The 15069-nt window shown below is 33.2% G+C and carries 19 protein-coding genes; 11 read left to right on the top strand and 8 right to left on the bottom strand.

Going from position 1 to position 15069, the window contains the following annotated elements; genetic code table 11:
- Positions 1-466: 466 nt before the first annotated feature.
- From P5P87_RS25715 to P5P87_RS01775, 10 genes are all read left to right on the top strand, one after another.
- Positions 467-910, top strand: coding sequence for an ankyrin repeat domain-containing protein (locus P5P87_RS25715; RefSeq protein ID WP_340696615.1), 444 nt, complete (start codon positions 467-469; stop codon positions 908-910).
- Entirely contained in the window at positions 882-1124 is a 243-nt protein-coding gene (locus P5P87_RS25710; protein WP_340696614.1) for a hypothetical protein, read from the top strand. The genes P5P87_RS25715 and P5P87_RS25710 overlap by 29 nt, the downstream gene beginning before the upstream one ends.
- Positions 1066-1959, top strand: a complete 894-nt coding sequence (locus P5P87_RS25705) for an ankyrin repeat domain-containing protein (RefSeq protein WP_340696613.1) — start codon at positions 1066-1068, stop codon at positions 1957-1959. The genes P5P87_RS25710 and P5P87_RS25705 overlap by 59 nt, the downstream gene beginning before the upstream one ends.
- A 100-nt stretch (positions 1960-2059) precedes the next feature.
- Positions 2060-2545 carry a DUF2271 domain-containing protein gene (locus tag P5P87_RS01805; RefSeq protein ID WP_198857326.1) on the top strand — a complete coding sequence of 162 codons (486 nt, stop codon included), beginning with the start codon at positions 2060-2062 and terminating at the stop codon, positions 2543-2545.
- A gap of 27 nt (positions 2546-2572) precedes the next feature.
- Positions 2573-4756 carry a PepSY domain-containing protein gene (locus P5P87_RS01800; RefSeq protein ID WP_278021341.1) on the top strand — a complete coding sequence of 728 codons (2184 nt, stop codon included), beginning with the start codon at positions 2573-2575 and terminating at the stop codon, positions 4754-4756.
- A 57-nt stretch (positions 4757-4813) separates the two neighbouring features.
- Complete coding sequence (locus tag P5P87_RS01795) at positions 4814-5806, top strand: FAD:protein FMN transferase (protein ID WP_278021340.1); 993 nt, start codon at positions 4814-4816, stop codon at positions 5804-5806.
- 422 nt (positions 5807-6228) lie between these two features.
- Positions 6229-7302 (top strand): TonB-dependent receptor plug domain-containing protein, encoded by a 1074-nt coding sequence (locus P5P87_RS01790; protein ID WP_278021339.1) that lies wholly within the window; start codon positions 6229-6231, stop codon positions 7300-7302.
- On the top strand, positions 7277-7639 hold the full coding sequence (locus P5P87_RS01785) for a hypothetical protein (RefSeq protein WP_278021338.1): 363 nt from the start codon (positions 7277-7279) through the stop codon (positions 7637-7639). Before P5P87_RS01790 ends, P5P87_RS01785 begins: the two co-directional genes overlap by 26 nt.
- Positions 7611-8627 (top strand): TonB-dependent receptor domain-containing protein, encoded by a 1017-nt coding sequence (locus tag P5P87_RS01780; protein ID WP_278021337.1) that lies wholly within the window; start codon positions 7611-7613, stop codon positions 8625-8627. The genes P5P87_RS01785 and P5P87_RS01780 overlap by 29 nt, the downstream gene beginning before the upstream one ends.
- 37 nt (positions 8628-8664) lie before the next feature.
- Positions 8665-9996 carry a hypothetical protein gene (locus P5P87_RS01775; protein ID WP_278021336.1) on the top strand — a complete coding sequence of 444 codons (1332 nt, stop codon included), beginning with the start codon at positions 8665-8667 and terminating at the stop codon, positions 9994-9996.
- A 118-nt stretch (positions 9997-10114) separates the two neighbouring features.
- Here P5P87_RS01775 and P5P87_RS01770 read toward each other — a convergent pair whose 3' ends face one another.
- The 5 genes from P5P87_RS01770 to P5P87_RS01750 all read right to left on the bottom strand — a co-directional run bounded on the left by P5P87_RS01770 (position 10115) and on the right by P5P87_RS01750 (position 12351).
- Complete coding sequence (locus P5P87_RS01770; RefSeq protein WP_198857331.1) at positions 10115-10321, bottom strand: GDCCVxC domain-containing (seleno)protein; 207 nt, start codon at positions 10319-10321, stop codon at positions 10115-10117.
- Positions 10318-10923 carry a mercuric transport protein MerTP gene (gene merTP / locus P5P87_RS01765; RefSeq protein ID WP_198857332.1) on the bottom strand — a complete coding sequence of 202 codons (606 nt, stop codon included), beginning with the start codon at positions 10921-10923 and terminating at the stop codon, positions 10318-10320. The genes P5P87_RS01770 and merTP overlap by 4 nt, the downstream gene beginning before the upstream one ends.
- A complete protein-coding gene (locus tag P5P87_RS01760) occupies positions 10910-11293 on the bottom strand; it encodes an ArsR/SmtB family transcription factor (protein ID WP_198857333.1) in 384 nt (127 codons plus the stop codon). The genes merTP and P5P87_RS01760 overlap by 14 nt, the downstream gene beginning before the upstream one ends.
- 181 nt (positions 11294-11474) lie before the next feature.
- Positions 11475-11885 carry a Rossmann-fold NAD(P)-binding domain-containing protein gene (locus P5P87_RS01755; protein ID WP_278021335.1) on the bottom strand — a complete coding sequence of 137 codons (411 nt, stop codon included), beginning with the start codon at positions 11883-11885 and terminating at the stop codon, positions 11475-11477.
- Between the two features lie 88 nt (positions 11886-11973).
- Entirely contained in the window at positions 11974-12351 is a 378-nt protein-coding gene (locus tag P5P87_RS01750; protein ID WP_278021334.1) for an SDR family oxidoreductase, read from the bottom strand.
- Between the two features lie 81 nt (positions 12352-12432).
- Here P5P87_RS01750 and P5P87_RS01745 point away from each other — a divergent pair, with 81 nt between their 5' ends.
- On the top strand, positions 12433-12798 hold the full coding sequence (locus P5P87_RS01745) for a winged helix-turn-helix transcriptional regulator (RefSeq protein ID WP_008467415.1): 366 nt from the start codon (positions 12433-12435) through the stop codon (positions 12796-12798).
- A gap of 114 nt (positions 12799-12912) precedes the next feature.
- On the opposite strand, the gene P5P87_RS01740 is transcribed toward P5P87_RS01745, so the two are convergent.
- From P5P87_RS01740 to P5P87_RS01730, 3 genes are read right to left on the bottom strand one after another with little or no spacing between them, the layout of a single operon-like run.
- Positions 12913-13878 (bottom strand): M20/M25/M40 family metallo-hydrolase, encoded by a 966-nt coding sequence (locus tag P5P87_RS01740; RefSeq protein WP_278021333.1) that lies wholly within the window; start codon positions 13876-13878, stop codon positions 12913-12915.
- Positions 13879-13896: 18 nt separating this feature from the next.
- The gene (locus P5P87_RS01735) at positions 13897-14415 is read right to left on the bottom strand and encodes an exo-alpha-sialidase (protein ID WP_278021332.1); all 519 of its coding nucleotides are present in this window, start codon (positions 14413-14415) and stop codon (positions 13897-13899) included.
- Positions 14384-14950, bottom strand: coding sequence for an exo-alpha-sialidase (locus tag P5P87_RS01730; RefSeq protein WP_278021331.1), 567 nt, complete (start codon positions 14948-14950; stop codon positions 14384-14386). The genes P5P87_RS01735 and P5P87_RS01730 overlap by 32 nt, the downstream gene beginning before the upstream one ends.
- Positions 14951-15069 lie beyond the last annotated feature (119 nt).

The following is a 15069-nucleotide window of genomic DNA, read 5'->3' as shown; positions in this document are numbered from 1 at the left end:
AGAGAAATTTGAAAGTAAATATTTCAGCAAAAAAACATCAGTTATTTATAATAATTCCAAATAATAATTGCCTACAAAAAAATCATAACATACTTTATTACACAAACTTACACTCAAACCAATAGTAAAAAAGTCAAAGATGTTATTAAAATCAACGGCTTACAAAAGAACTATTGCAACAATTCTCGCCATTTAATCTTATTAGAGCTATAAAAGAGAAAAAACATTCAAAAATCATTTTGCCACTTCCAAAAAGAGATCGAATTAAAACAAAATTAAAATTTACTTAAGGGATTCTTAATTTTTGAAAAAATACCTTCAAATTCCCTTTTTACAGTAAATTATTCTTGGTTTAAGAATATTAATTTTTACATTTGCTTTTATTTTTATTTATTCTAAATAGAATAAAATATTCCCAAAAAATAAATTAATCTTGTACAATTCAATAACCATAAATTATCGAAATATGAAAAAGAATCTTTTTGTTTCTTTTGCATTTGTCGCTACTCTATTTGTAAGTGCTCAGCAAAAAAATGCGTTGCTAGATGCGGCTTTCTGGAAAACTTCTCCAACTGTTGAAACGGTTCAGGCAGAAATCTCTAAAGGAAATAATCCAGCTGAAGCCAATGCAAACGCATTTGATGTTACCACCTTAGCCATTAATAATGACGCGCCTTTTGCAACGATCAAATTTTTGGTTGAGCAACCTGGAAATTCAATCACAAAATTAACTCACGATAATCGTATCTATCTCCATTGGGCAGCATATAGAGGAAATACTGAATTGGTTCAATATTTAATTGCTAAAGGTTCTGACGTAAATTTTGAAGACAGCCACGGAACCGCTCCTGCTGATTTCGTCGCTTCAAACGGCCAGTCTGATGCTTGCGATGTACGATGCTTTCTTTAAAGCTGGACTTAATCCGACAAAAAAATATGCGAATGGAGCAAACCTTTTGCTTTTGGCCATTGCATCTGATAAAGATTTAAAAGTCGCTGACTATTTTTCTACTAAAGGAATGTCTTTAAAAGATGTAGATAATGACGGAAACACAGCTTTTACTTATGCTCGCAAGATATGGAAATATTGCTCTTTTGAAAAAACTTGTAGAAAAAGGCATTAAACCAACTAGCGATGCGCTTTTATTTGTCGCACAAGGAAGCCGAAGAGAAAGTAATACTTTAGAAACTTATAAATATTTGGTTGAAGAAGTAAAAATTAAAGCAACTGCTCAAAATAAAGCGGGACAAAATGTATTGCACTTCTTGGCTGGAAAACCAAATCAAGCTGAAATTATTAAATATTTTTTAGGTAAAGGTGTTGATGTAAACAAAGCTGATAAAGAAGGAAATACGCCAGTTATGGTTGCTGCTGCGGCTAGAGAAACTGCTGTCTTAGAATTTTTTCTTCCTTCTGTTAAAAACATAAATGCTCAAAATCTTAAAGGAGAATCTGCTTTGACTTTTGCTGTTAGAAACGGAACTCCAGAAGCTGTAAATTTACTTTTGACCAAAGGTGCAGATGTAAATGTAAAAGACAAAGACGGAAATAATTTAGGTGTTTACTTAGTACAATCATATCGCCCTGCAGGAAGAGAAAAAGTCGCTACTGATCCTTTTGATGCTAAAGCAAAATTACTTCAAGACAAAGGTTTAAACCTTGCGGCTCCACAAAAAGACGGAAACACTTTATATCATTTAGCTATTACTAAAAATGATGTTTCTCTTCTTAAAAAAATCACTGACTTAAAAGTTGACATCAACGCTAAAAATAAAGATGGTTTAACGGCTTTACACAGAGCGGCAATGACTTCTAAGGATGATGCTATTTTAAAATATTTAGTTTCTGCTGGAGCTAAAAAAGACATCAGTACAGAATTTGACGAAACGGCTTACGCTTTAGCGAAAGAGAATGAGCTTTTAACCAAAAACAACGTTTCTGTTGAATTCTTAAAATAAACAATTAATTAATAATCAATATTTGAAATTCCAAATTCCAAACTTTACATTTGGGATTTGGGATTTCACATTACAAATCCACACAAATACATAATTTCAGATGAAATCAATATTAAAAATTGCTCTTACAAGCGCTTTTATCTTTTTAGTTTCTTTCCAATCTCAAGCGCAATCAAGCAAATACAAGATTATGCTACAAATGAATAACTATATGGGAGAAGGTGCTTATATCGTTGTTTCGCTAGTGAATTCGGCAGGAGAATACGAAAAAACTCTTTACGTAATGGGCGATGATAAAAAATGGTACAAGTCTTTAAAAGAATGGAATAAATTTCACACTGCACAAAAATCAGACGACATAAGCGCTAAAACTGGAGCTTCTGTAACGGGAGGTGATCGTAGTGTTACTACAATCGAAATTGAGAATTCTAAAATTAATAAAGGTTACAAATTACGTTTTGAATCTGCTGTAGAAGATCAGAAATATTATGTAAGCGATCTTGAAGTGCCTCTTACAACTGAAGGTCTTGCAGAAAAAACAGATGGTAAAGGTTACATCAAATACGTAAGATTAAGTAAAATATAATACCATTACATTTCTAGAATACACTCAATGACTCTTTCTTTTTGGCGTTACGCACACTTGGCTTTGGCCCTATTTTCTTCTATTTTTTTGCTTTTGGCTTCGGTAACAGGAATCATTCTGGCGGTCGATGCGGTTCAGGAAAAAACACTTCCGTACAAAGCAGAAGATTTTAATAAAATAACCTTAGGCGAAACGCTTCCAATTTTAAAGAAAAAGTATTCTGAAATTACAGAATTGAGTGTAGATTACAATCAATTTGTAACGCTTCAAGCTATTGATGGAGATGGAAATGACGTTAAAGCATACATTGATCCAAAAACTGGAAAAGTATTAGGAACTCCTACAAAGAAAAGCGAATTCATAAATTGGATTACCAGTTTGCACCGTTCACTGTTTCTTCATGAAACAGGACGTTTTTTTGTGGGCGTAATTTCTTTTTGCTTGCTATTAATATCAATTTCGGGTTTCGTACTGGTTTTAAAAAGACAGCGCGGCATCCGAAATTTCTTTTCTAAAATAATCAAAGAATACTTTGCACAATATTACCATGTTCTTTTAGGAAGATTGGCTTTAATTCCGATTTTAATTATTTCGCTTACAGGAACTTACTTATCTCTAGAAAGATTCAACTTTTTTATGGGCGAAGAAAAATCAAAACCTGTAAAAACAGAACTTTCAGAGAAAGCCAAAACAACTTCAATTTTTAATACCACTTTATTATCTGACGTAAAGAAAATCGAATTTCCTTTTACAGATGATCCTGAAGAATTTTATATTATCGAATTGAAAGACCGAGAAATTGAAATCAATCAGGTTACAGGAGCTGTAATTTCTGAAAAGCTTTCGCCAATGAGAACTCAATTTGCGGCATTAAGCTTAGATCTTCATACAGGAAGAATTAACGGAATCTGGGCGATTATTTTGGCTATAGCCTGCATTAACATTCTGTTCTTTATTTATTCTGGTTTTGCAATTACTTTAAAAAGAAGATCTAGTCGTATTAAGAATAAATTTAAAGCTAGCGAAAGCACTTTTATTCTTTTGGTTGGTTCAGAAAACGGAAGCACTTTCCGATTTGCCAATTCAATTCAGAAACAATTAATTGATCACGGGCAGAAAGTTTTTGTCAGTGAATTGAATAAATTTTCCGCATATCCAAAAGCAGAACACATTATTGTTTTTACTTCAACTCATGGTTTAGGAGACGCTCCTTCTAACGGAACGCAATTCAAAACTTTATTAGAGAAACAAAATCAAAATCAAAATATTAATTTCTCTGTAGTTGGTTTTGGCTCGAAATCGTATCCAGATTTTTGCCAGTTTGCTATTGAAATAGATCAGCTTTTAGGAAAACAAAAATGGGCAGATCGTTATTTGAATTTACAAACTGTAAATGATAAATCGGCGGTTGAGTTTGTAGAATGGATAAAATTATGGAGCGAGAAAACAGGAATTCCGCTGGCTACAACTCCATCATTATACAACCATATTCCGAAAGGTCTGCAAAAATTAATGGTTTTGGATAAAACACCAATTTCTGAAACCGAACATACTTTTATTCTGACTTTAAGAGCTAGTTCTAGAGTTAAATTTAGTTCGGGCGATTTATTGGCAATTTATCCCGCTAACGATTCTAGAGAACGCCTCTACTCGATTGGAAATCATTCTGGAAATATTCAATTAGTTGTAAAATTGCATCCAAACGGATTGGGGTCTGGCTTCCTGAATGCTTTAGAACCAGGAAATGTAATAAAAGCACAGATTGTAAAAAATCCTGCTTTTCATCTTCCTAAAAAAGTTCAAAAAGTGGCTTTTATTTCTAACGGAACAGGAATTGCTCCTTTCTTAGGAATGATTGAACAAAATAAAGCAAAACAAGAACTTCATTTGTATAGCGGATTTAGAATGGAGACGCCAACTTTAATGGCTTACAAAAAGTTTGCTGACATTATGATTCAGAAAGAACATCTGGATAATTTTCATGTCGCTTTATCGCGTGAAGCAGAACATATTTATGTAATGGATTTGATTAAAAGAGATTCCTCTTTCTTTACGAATCTATTTAAAAAAGGTGGTGTCGTTATGATTTGTGGTTCACTTGCCATGCAGAAAGATGTCGAATCAATCTTAAATGAATTGTGTCTTTCAAAAGGACTAAAAACACTTGAAGAATATAAAGCGAATAAACAATTTTTAACGGATTGTTATTAGAGTAATTTTAGATTGTTGATTTTCAACTTTCGACTTTTGACTTTTTAATACATTTTCATGCATAAATTATTATCCTATAAAATTTCATTGTTTTTTGTAATTATTTGCTGTGTATCTGCACATTCGCAAGTATTACGAAAAAGAACTACGCTTTTGATGGGCGGACGTTTTGATATTTCTATTGTCGACAAAGATTCTCTTTCTGCAGAAAAAAATATAGATGAAGTTATCGCTGAAATTACGCGAATTGAAAATTTAATTTCCGATTGGAAACCCACTTCTCAAGTTTCTGAAGTGAATCAGAATGCGGGAATAAAACCCATTCAAGTAGATCGCGAAGTTTTCGAATTGGCACAAAGAGCGATTAAACTTTCTGAAATTACAAATGGCGGATTTGATGTTAGTTTTGTCGCTTTGGACCGTATTTGGAAATTTGACGGTTCGATGACTGAAATGCCTTCGGCGGAAGCCATAAAAAAATCTGTTGAGAAAGTTGGCTATAAAAACATCATTTTAGACAGCACAGCATCTACTATTTTCTTAAAGTTAAAAGGAATGAAAATTGGTTTTGGTGCTTTAGGAGAAGGTTATGCAACTGATAAATGCCGCGCCATGATGATTGCAAAAGGTGTTCAAGCTGGCATTGTAAACGGTTCTGGTGACATGAGCACTTGGGGAAAACAACCCAATGGAAAAGATTGGAAAATCGGAATTACAAATCCGTTTAAACCGGAGAAGATTTTAGTCGCCGTTCCGTTAAAAGAGGGCGCTGTAACAACTTCTGGCAGTTATGAAAAGTTCGTTGTTTTTAACGGAAAACGTTACTCGCACATTATAAATCCTGCAACTGGTTATCCTGCAACTGGTTTATGCAGTGTTACGGTTTTTGGTCCGAACGCAGAAACCGCTAACGGATTAAGCACTTCTATGATGGTTTTGGGACAGAAAGAAGGTTTGCTTTTACTTCAAAAATTTCCTAATTATAGTTGTGTAATGATTACTGATAAAGGGAAAGTTGTTAAGTCTAAGAACTTCGCTTATAAGTTATGAGTTATGAAGTATGAGTTATGAATTGCCTCCAACTTTAGCTGGGGGATAAATAAATCCTACATAAAAGGCTTTAGCCAAACTTATTTTGGCTAAAGCCTTTTTCATTTCTTTTAAAAATGACCTCCAGCTAAAGCTGGAGGCAACTCATAAATGAACTTTGCGTCTTCGCGACTTAGCGAGATTATTTCATTTCAATGATCAGAAAAATACTTTGCGCATATCCTTCCACTTCGCTCAGGAAGACAACCGAATCATCAATTCGTAACTCATAACTCACAACTCATAATTCATAACTCAAAAAAAATAATATTAAAATAACATTAGAATCTTCATTGCAATTCTAATAATCTTCTAATTGCTTTATTTAGATTAAATTTAAATTATCATATAAGTTTGCAAGCACTTTTACACGCAGACTCAATATGAGAACAATTTTACTACTATTTTTATTTACCATTTCAGCGTGGTCACAAACTGGAAATCTTACAGGAAAAGTGACTTTTGGAACCGATGAATTAGCTTATGGTTCATCAATTATTATTAAAGGAACTCAAAAATATGCTATTGTTAATGATTTTGGTCGTTACGATTTTAAGGGTTTAAAATACGGAGAGTATATCTTGGAAACCTCTTCTATGGAAGGTCAAACAAGAACTACAAAAATTACTATCAACAAACCGAATACAGAACTTAATATTTCTTTAGACCGAAATGGCCCTAAAGATTTACAAGAAGTTGTAATCAAAAAATCTTCTATTAGAAAAGAAATAATGGAGAAAGGTTTTGCTGTAAATGTTATCGAAACACAGGAAGCGGCAAAAAGAAATCTTCAAACCAACGATTTATTGGATCGTTCTGGAGGTGTTAGAATTAGGCAAAATGGAGGTTTAGGTTCTGCTGTAACTTACAACATTAACGGGATGTCTGGAAATGCTATTCGTATTTTTATTGATGGAATTCCTATTCAAACTTATGGTGCTTCATTTAGCTTAAATAGTATCCCGCCAGCTTTAATTGAAAGAATTGAAGTTTACAAAGGTGTTGTTCCTGCAAATTTAGCAGATGATTCTCTTGGTGGCGCCATTAATGTGATTCTTAAAAAAGGATCTAAAAACATGATTGCGGCTTCGGTTTCTTATGGTTCTTTTAATACTATCCAATCAAACTTTAGTACCACTTATAGAGACAAATCTGGTTTTACTGTTAAAGCCAATGGATTTCAGAATTATTCTGACAATGACTATGAAGTTTGGGGAAGATTTGTATATAATATTGCTCCTAACGGACGCTATGAATATATTAGGGCGAAACGTTTTGAAAGCATGTACAGATCGTATGGAGGAAGACTTGAAGCGGGTTTTACTGATGTAAAATGGGCAGATAATTTTTCTATCAGTTATAATGGTTCTGAAGATTATAATCAGATTCAGCACGGTCAGTACATGACTAAACCTTATAAAGGACGTTTTAGTGAATCTGCTCGCAAATGTTTTTAGTCTTAATTATAATAAAAAAGATTTCTTAATCAAGAATTTAGATTTCTCGATAATTTCTGTTTATAGCCATAGAAATGATATGGTTAACGATACGGTAAAGTGGAATTACAACTGGAATGGTGAAAAAGCTATAGGATTATATGGCGAGCCTATTTTATCTGTATTTGGCGCACAGCAGGGAGCACCTACAATGAACCATCAAAAATTGAATATTTTTAATACAAGAGCCGGTTTAACTTATAACATTTCTAAAAACCATAAGATTCTTGCAAACGGAATGTTTTATACTGTTGACAGAAATGATAAAGATGAGATGCTTGCCAGAATTGATTCGTAATTTTTTGGCTACGCGAGATTTGGATAAATCTGTTACTTCTTTTGCTTATGAAATGCAGGCTTTTCAAGCACGTCTAAAAGCTAACTTTTTTGTCAAAAATTATTATTTAAAAACAGAACAAGTTACCCCAACAATATTAGTCGGCCAAGATGGTCAGAGGTCTGTGATTATGGATACTGACATTAGAAATACGAACTTTACAGGATATGGTTTTGCATCTTCATATGCTGTTTTTCCAAAGGCATTGATTATGTTTTCTGCAGAAAAAGCAATTCGATTGCCAAATGAGAATGAAATATTTGGACTTCCGGGCCAAAACATTTTAAGCAATCCTAATTTAGGTCCCGAACAAAGTAATAATTTCAATGTTGGTTTACGATTAGGGCCTTATTTAATTAATAATCATAAGTTTTCATTCTATGGAAATGCTTTTTGGAGAAATATTCAAGATAAAATTGTACAGCAAATAAGTAATCGAGTTAATGAAGCCGTTCAAGCTACCCCATTCGTAAATTTAGGAAAAACGCAATCTGTAGGTTTTGAAACATCTATTCAATATTCATTTAAAGAAAGATTATTCGCAGGAGTAAACCTTTCTAAATTCAATTCTATTTATAAAGATAGGTACGATGAAAATGGAAATACCATTATTCATTATAATAAACAGCTCCCAAACGAGCCTTATTTTACTGTAAATGGAAATCTTCAATATAATTTTAAAAATGTAATTCAAAGTAAATCAGAATTAAACCTTTATTACTACTGCGGTTATGTAGCTCCTTTTTACACTTCTTGGCTTGAAATTGATAGAACAACAGCTCAGTTTCCTCAGGATTTAGGTCTAAGTTATGCCTTTCCAAACAAACAATTTGTAGTGAGTTTTGATGCTAAAAATATTTTCGATGAGCAAGTCTATGACAATTTCGTCGCTCAAAAACCAGGTCGCGCTTTTTACATTAAGCTCAATTATACGATCAGTAAATTTTAATCACATTATAAATAACTAATTTTTTAAATCCATAAATATGAAAAAAAACACATTAAAAGTATTAACCTCTGGTTTATTACTAGGTGCGTTAGCGCTAACCATTTCTTGCAGCAGCGATGACAATAATAAAAATACAGAACCAGTAAATCCAGTAACAGACGGAAGATGGATTACTGTAGCAGGAGCTTTAATGCAAACTGATCCAGGAGATGGAAATGGTGGAACAAGAGTTTATTCTATCAGTAAAGAAAACGCAATCGATCCTAATTTTTCTGTAAATGTTTACGATAATGGTATGGCTGTTCAATCTAGCAGAACGGCTCGTTTACAGTCTTCTGTAGACGGAAATACTCTTTTCAACATCACTTACACAGGTGCAAATGGCGGAGAGTTTATGACTTACAAAGTAAACGGAGGAAAAAGTTTTACCGAATCTACAGCAAAAGTTAACATCTCTCAATATGCAGGAACATCTCCAAGATGGAATAAAATTTTTGATGGAGATAAAACTGGTATTGCAGTAAATGTAACTGCTCCAGTGGTAAACACGAATCCAGATAAAACATACAAGTACACTAGAGGAACTGCTACTGTATTATCTTTAGATATGCGACAAACTTTAATTTCTGCTTTCAAACAATATGAACTTCCATTAACCGCTGAAGAAGAAGCGCAAGGACACCACATTTTCCGCTTAGATGCTCCAACATTAAACAAAGCTGGAGATAAATTAATCATTGGAACATGGATGCGTAAAACAGATCCTGCAACAGGGCAAAATCAGGCAACTTTTACACGTTTAGGATCTAAATCTCTTATAGTTGATTATCCTGCTTTAACAAATCCTCAAATTATTACTTCGACAGTTGCTTTTGGTGATACAAGTGGTTTTAGAAGCTTTAATAGTTTTGTTGGAACTGACGGAAATATTTATCAAGCAACACAAAGAGATACTGAAAAAGGTTCTTATATTTTAAAAATCAATCAAAACAATCAATATGACAATTCTTATGTGTTTAGCTTAGATACAGCTTTAGGAGTAAAAGGAACTTATATTGATGCTTGGAGATATGCTGGAAACGGAATTGCTTATGCGGTTTATACTCAAAATGGGACTGATCAAGGTTTCTTAGCAAGACTTGATTTAAACGCAAGAACAGCTACAAAAGTAGAAGGTATTGAGTATGATGCTAATTTAGATTTTGGTCAATACCAAGGTTTTGTAGTTGATGGAAATAATTTCTACATCGCTGTTACGCCAGTTGGAAAGGATGGTAACATTTATGTAATTGATATTCCTTCTGGAAAAGTTACTAAGGGTGCAAAATTGGTTAACAAACCAGGAAACCACTACATTGGTGTGTTCTAAAAATATACAACTGTGAAAACAGTCTGTGAAAAATTCATCACTTGAGTTTTTTTAATCGAACATTCCGCTTATATTTATAGTAAGCGGAATGTTTTTTTATGATAGTTTCATTTCATTATTAACAGCATTTCTTGTTTTCTTGAATCGGAGGACATTTTACAGAACCGAAACTGCAATAAACGCAACAATCACCTTCTAAAGGTTTTAGAATTGTCTTGCACTTTTCGCATTCGTAAAAATACTGGCAAGCATTTGTTGGCATTGTCTCTTCTTTTTTGTGTCCGCAGTTAGGACAAGTTAGTATGGATTGTAATTCGATTTTCATCCTATTATAGTTTTATTTTCTAATGCTGTGTAACCTGTAGCGTTGATTGCTTTTTCTATCTCTTCAATGCTGACTTTTGTATTGTCAAATCTAACAATCGCTTTTCCTTTCTCATAAGAAACCAACACTTCGATAATGCCTTCGAGTTTGTTTATTTCCGTTTTAATATGATGCTCGCAACCCGAACAAGTCATTCCTTTAATCGTAAACTCAACTTTCTGAATTTTGGACGCATCCACAGCAATTATTTTGTTTTCAGAATCTGGAAAGAAGATATGAGCATACGATGGAAATGCTAAAAGCAAAACTGCTACTACAGTGATAATTGCTAAAAATGATTTGGTCTGCGTAAAATTTGTTTTCTCATCGGTTTCGCAATTGCAATCTATTTTCTTTTGTGGTTTTAGTTTTTGATACCAAGCAAAAGCGAGCACTAAAATTGTTAAGCCAATAAAATACGGACGAAAAGGTTCAAGCCAAGAAAAAGTTGAAGCAAGTCCGCTAGTTCCTGCTATAAGAGCTAGTATTGGTGTAATGCAACATAATGAAGCTGCAAACGCGGTCAAAAGTCCAGTGCCGATTAGTTTCTTATTCATTTTCATTTGTTTCGAAAATTTTGTTATCGTTAAGTATTTTAAAAAATGGATTCAACATTTTTTCATACTCTTCTGTCAATGAATAAAAAATAGTTTGTGCTTCTCTTTCAGTTATGATAAGCTTTCGATCTTTGAGTTTTCGAAGATGTTGAGAAACAGCAGAAATTGTCATGTTTAGAATATCGCTTAAATCACAAACACAAAGCCGTTTTTCTTCATAAAGCAGAAATAAAATTCTCAATCTTACATTATTTCCTGCCAATTCAAGTCCATTCGATAAATAATCAAAAGAATTATGCAGCTCCGAAATTCGTTCCTTACAACGATTAATTTGTTTAATGTCTGCCTTTTGCCTAATACAAGAATTATTGTCCATAAGACAAAAATAACTAATTTGTTTATTTAAGCAAATACTAAAATAATACCAATGTTTTTAATTCTACATCAATTTTTTAAAACAAAAAACGGCATCTATTACATTTAATAGACACCGACTTTTTTCAAATAACAAAAACTATGTTTCTATGTATTAAATCATTTTAACCAACAGCTTATAATTAAAATTTTGAAGCAAATTCTTTTGCAAAATCCTCTAATTTGATTTTACCAGTTGCAATTCCATCATTATTTAAGAAATCGGCGACAATGGTTTCGTTTCTTAATCCAGATCCCATTTCCGTATATAAACCAGCCATTTCTTCTGGAACTCCAGCTTGAGTCATTCCACCAAAATATTGCTCATCTGTAAATTCAATCCAAGGAAGTTCTGGTTTACCAATTGCAGTTCCAAATGCTTTTACAATTTCTGAAGGTGTTTTTACATCACTAATGATATAACGAATATTTTTACCTTCTTGATTTTTCTGTAATTCTTCTGCAGCAGCATTTGCAATGTCTTCTGGATGTACTAACGGAATACGATTTGATGCTGGAAAATTTGCTCCCATAATCCCTGCTCCTTTTATCATTGGGATGTCATTATAGAAATTAATGTAGAAATATCCTGCTCTTAAAAATGTGACAGAAACGTCTAATTTCTCGTAAATCTTCTCAATATTATACAAACCTGCAATTGGCCCATTTCCTATTGGTAAATCTGCTCCAATGCTTGCTTAACATTACCACTCTTTTAATGTTTGCTGTTTGGATTGCTTTCGCGAAAGCGGTACCAGCATCTGTAGTATTTTTAATAATATTTACTCCACCCATATTTGGAGGAGTCATAGCAAAAAGAGCATCTGCACCAGCAAAAGTTTTAGAAAGAAAATCAGCATCGCTAACTGATCCTATTGCGGCTTTTGCACCTAAATCTTCAATAGCAGATTTTCTATCTGCATTACTGCTTATAACGGTTACATCGTGACCTGATTGTACTAATTGTGCCGTTAGTGGCTTTCCTATGTTTCCTAATGAACCTGAGATTATAATTTTCATCTTAAAATGTTTTTTTATTTAACAAGACAAAGGTATCTTTGTACTTACTTTTATACAAGTACTTACCCTAAAGTATGTATCATGACAGCAATTAAAGAATCGTCTACTATTCAGGAAAACAAGCAGTATGCGTTGGAAAAATGTCCTGTAACTTTTGTTATGGAGAAAATTGGAGGCTACTGGAAACCTATTATTTTATATCATTTATCAACTGGAGATAAACGTTACAGCGAATTAAAAAGAGCAATTCCCGCTGTAACAGAAAAAATGCTTATTCAGCATTTAAAACAGCTAGAAGCAGATGGATTGGTCATTCGTGAAGCAAAACCCGTTGTACCTCCATTTGTAACTTATAGATTAAGTAATGCAGGAACTGGCCTGCTGCCCGTTATTGATGCTATGGCTTCATGGGCTTTCAAAATGAAAGACGGTGTCTATAACATTTAATAGACACCGTCTTTTCTAACAAACAAAAACTAATTAACTTAACTTTTTATGTGAAACTGAACAGGCATTAATTTCACTAGTCGACTTAATTTATTGTATTGAATAATGCTTTATTTAATTCTGTTTGATAAAAACCAAAGCTTCTTCATAATTGGCAATTTGTATGAGCACATTATAAATATATTTAGCAACTAACGCTCCTCCATTTGAATTAATCAGCTCAATATCATCATCTGGCGTATGGTATTGCGGATGTCCGCCTGTATGAAAACCAACTGCTGAAATGGATTCTTTGTAAAAAGAAACATGATCTGAACCACCGACATCTCCCGCATGAATAACAGGGTTTAATCCTGAGTTTTCTTGCAGTTTTTTCATTAATTCTACACCGTTCGGAAAAGTTCCTGCTCCACCCATATAAAGCTCTTTTTTATCGTTCAATCTTCCGACCATATCCATATTGAGCATTACTTTTATGGCTTCTTTTGAAACTGGAGGGTGATTAATAAAATACTTTGAACCGAGTAATCCTTCTTCTTCTCCACTAAACGAAATAAAAATGATGCTTCTTTTTGGTTTTACTTTTTGTTTCGAAATTTCTTCTAAAATGCACAACAAAGCTGAAACTCCCGACGCATTATCATCTGCTCCGTTATGAATGGCAAAAGCCTCTTTCTTTTTACTTCCAGAACCTTGTCCGCCCCAGCCCCAGTGATCGTAATGCGCTCCGATTACTATGTATTCGTTTTTTAAATTAGGATCTGAACCTTCAATATAACCCACAACATTTTGCGTTGCCACTGTATCCGATTTCATTTTATTGATTCCTTCTTTAACAAATACTTTGAAAGGCTGATAGTAACTATCTTTGAATTGCTGTAAACCATATTTCTCAAAATATTTTTTGATATATGCAGCTGCATCATTATTTCCTTTAGTTCCCACAAAGCGACCTTCTAATTTATCTGATGAAAGATATTTGTCATGTTTGTAAAAGGTCTTAGACATGTCATTACTTTGAGCATTCAATTGAATACTAAAAAATAAAATTGCTGGAAGAAAGTGTTTTAAAGTTTGCATATTTTGTTTTACAGAATATTATAGACTAAGCTCAAAAGAAGTATGTTTAATATATTTTCGATCATAAGTATACAAAATGTGTATTCTTTTGTCTGTGGTCTGGATTATGGCTGGATAACTGAATTCTCCTTTTTCTTCTTTTTCTAGATCGAATAATTTAGTCCATTTTAAACCATCTTTAGAATATTCTACGTCTAAAATATTACGTCCGTTAAACCAGTCTTTTCCAATTGGAAGTGGATTGTTTACCAGTAAAAACAAATTTTTATTGATTGTTAAAGCATCGATACCCGAATTGGAATTAATGACATTTATCGTATTGGTTCTAATCCAGCTTTTACCATTGTCTCCTGACCAGCTCGAAATTACTTTATTGTGTTTGCTTCGAGACAGCATCTGAATATCGCTTTTGCTATGAATTAAAAATGTGGGCTGAATGATATCGAAATTCTGATTGTTTTCTACCGCTATTTTCTTCCAAGAATCTGTTGCTTCTGTATATTCTTCAACATGCACGCGCCATTCGTCTGTACTCACACTTTCTGTGCTCGCTTCCACATAAAATTACGCCAGGAGTAGTTTCGATTGGTTTGTTCCGAATTGGACCTAAAATTCCTTCTGGAAGATATTTTGGCTCTCCCCATGTTGTTCCGTTATCTTTCGAAATCATCATAGCACCAAACCATTCTCTTGGATTTTTTCCAATTTTATAAAACAAATATAAATTCTGACTTTTGCTTTTAAACAAAACCGGATTCCAACAAGGAAGTGTATCTCCGTTTTTAATCAATGGCTGAATCAATTCTTTTGGTGCAGACCATTTCTTGTCTTTATAAGCCGAAATGTAAATTCCGACATCTTTTGCACCTTCATATTTTCCGCCAAACCAAGTCGCTAAAATTTCGTTTGGTTTGTATTCAACCAAAGTTGAAGCGTGGCTATTGGTTGTAACAGGCGGATCTGCAATATAACTGCTTTCGATATTTACAGCCTTTATTTGCGCTTTTATTCCATTAGAAAAAAGAAATAAAGCAAACAATGCTGCAACAGTATATTTTGTCTTTAAAATCATTTTATTTTGATGAAAATTAATATTGTATGTAATGAATTAAAGTTGGGGCAAAAATTCACTGGTCTTCATAAAAAACAAAAGGAGAGTTACCTCTCCTTCTGCTCAAGTAACAAATCGAT

It is taken from the genome of Flavobacterium ginsengisoli, assembly GCF_029625315.1.
GTDB lineage: Bacteria > Bacteroidota > Bacteroidia > Flavobacteriales > Flavobacteriaceae > Flavobacterium > Flavobacterium ginsengisoli.
This window is presented reverse-complemented; position numbering and strand designations above follow the sequence as displayed.

What these genes read in the sequence shown, in the direction of transcription:
- P5P87_RS25715 (WP_340696615.1), top strand. Translation starts at nt 467, where the DNA reads ATGAAAAAGAATCTTTTTGTTTCTTTTGCATTTGTCGCTACTCTATTT.
- P5P87_RS25710 (WP_340696614.1), top strand. Translation starts at nt 882, where the DNA reads ATGCTTGCGATGTACGATGCTTTCTTTAAAGCTGGACTTAATCCGACA.
- P5P87_RS25705 (WP_340696613.1), top strand. Translation starts at nt 1,066, where the DNA reads ATGCTCGCAAGATATGGAAATATTGCTCTTTTGAAAAAACTTGTAGAA.
- P5P87_RS01805 (WP_198857326.1), top strand. Translation starts at nt 2,060, where the DNA reads ATGAAATCAATATTAAAAATTGCTCTTACAAGCGCTTTTATCTTTTTA.
- P5P87_RS01800 (WP_278021341.1), top strand. Translation starts at nt 2,573, where the DNA reads ATGACTCTTTCTTTTTGGCGTTACGCACACTTGGCTTTGGCCCTATTT.
- P5P87_RS01795 (WP_278021340.1), top strand. Translation starts at nt 4,814, where the DNA reads ATGCATAAATTATTATCCTATAAAATTTCATTGTTTTTTGTAATTATT.
- P5P87_RS01790 (WP_278021339.1), top strand. Translation starts at nt 6,229, where the DNA reads ATGAGAACAATTTTACTACTATTTTTATTTACCATTTCAGCGTGGTCA.
- P5P87_RS01780 (WP_278021337.1), top strand. Translation starts at nt 7,611, where the DNA reads ATGAGATGCTTGCCAGAATTGATTCGTAATTTTTTGGCTACGCGAGAT.
- P5P87_RS01775 (WP_278021336.1), top strand. Translation starts at nt 8,665, where the DNA reads ATGAAAAAAAACACATTAAAAGTATTAACCTCTGGTTTATTACTAGGT.
- P5P87_RS01770 (WP_198857331.1), bottom strand. Translation starts at nt 10,321, where the DNA reads ATGAAAATCGAATTACAATCCATACTAACTTGTCCTAACTGCGGACAC.
- merTP (WP_198857332.1), bottom strand. Translation starts at nt 10,923, where the DNA reads ATGAAAATGAATAAGAAACTAATCGGCACTGGACTTTTGACCGCGTTT.
- P5P87_RS01760 (WP_198857333.1), bottom strand. Translation starts at nt 11,293, where the DNA reads ATGGACAATAATTCTTGTATTAGGCAAAAGGCAGACATTAAACAAATT.
- P5P87_RS01755 (WP_278021335.1), bottom strand. Translation starts at nt 11,885, where the DNA reads ATGATAAAAGGAGCAGGGATTATGGGAGCAAATTTTCCAGCATCAAAT.
- P5P87_RS01750 (WP_278021334.1), bottom strand. Translation starts at nt 12,351, where the DNA reads ATGAAAATTATAATCTCAGGTTCATTAGGAAACATAGGAAAGCCACTA.
- P5P87_RS01745 (WP_008467415.1), top strand. Translation starts at nt 12,433, where the DNA reads ATGACAGCAATTAAAGAATCGTCTACTATTCAGGAAAACAAGCAGTAT.
- P5P87_RS01740 (WP_278021333.1), bottom strand. Translation starts at nt 13,878, where the DNA reads ATGCAAACTTTAAAACACTTTCTTCCAGCAATTTTATTTTTTAGTATT.
- P5P87_RS01730 (WP_278021331.1), bottom strand. Translation starts at nt 14,950, where the DNA reads ATGATTTTAAAGACAAAATATACTGTTGCAGCATTGTTTGCTTTATTT.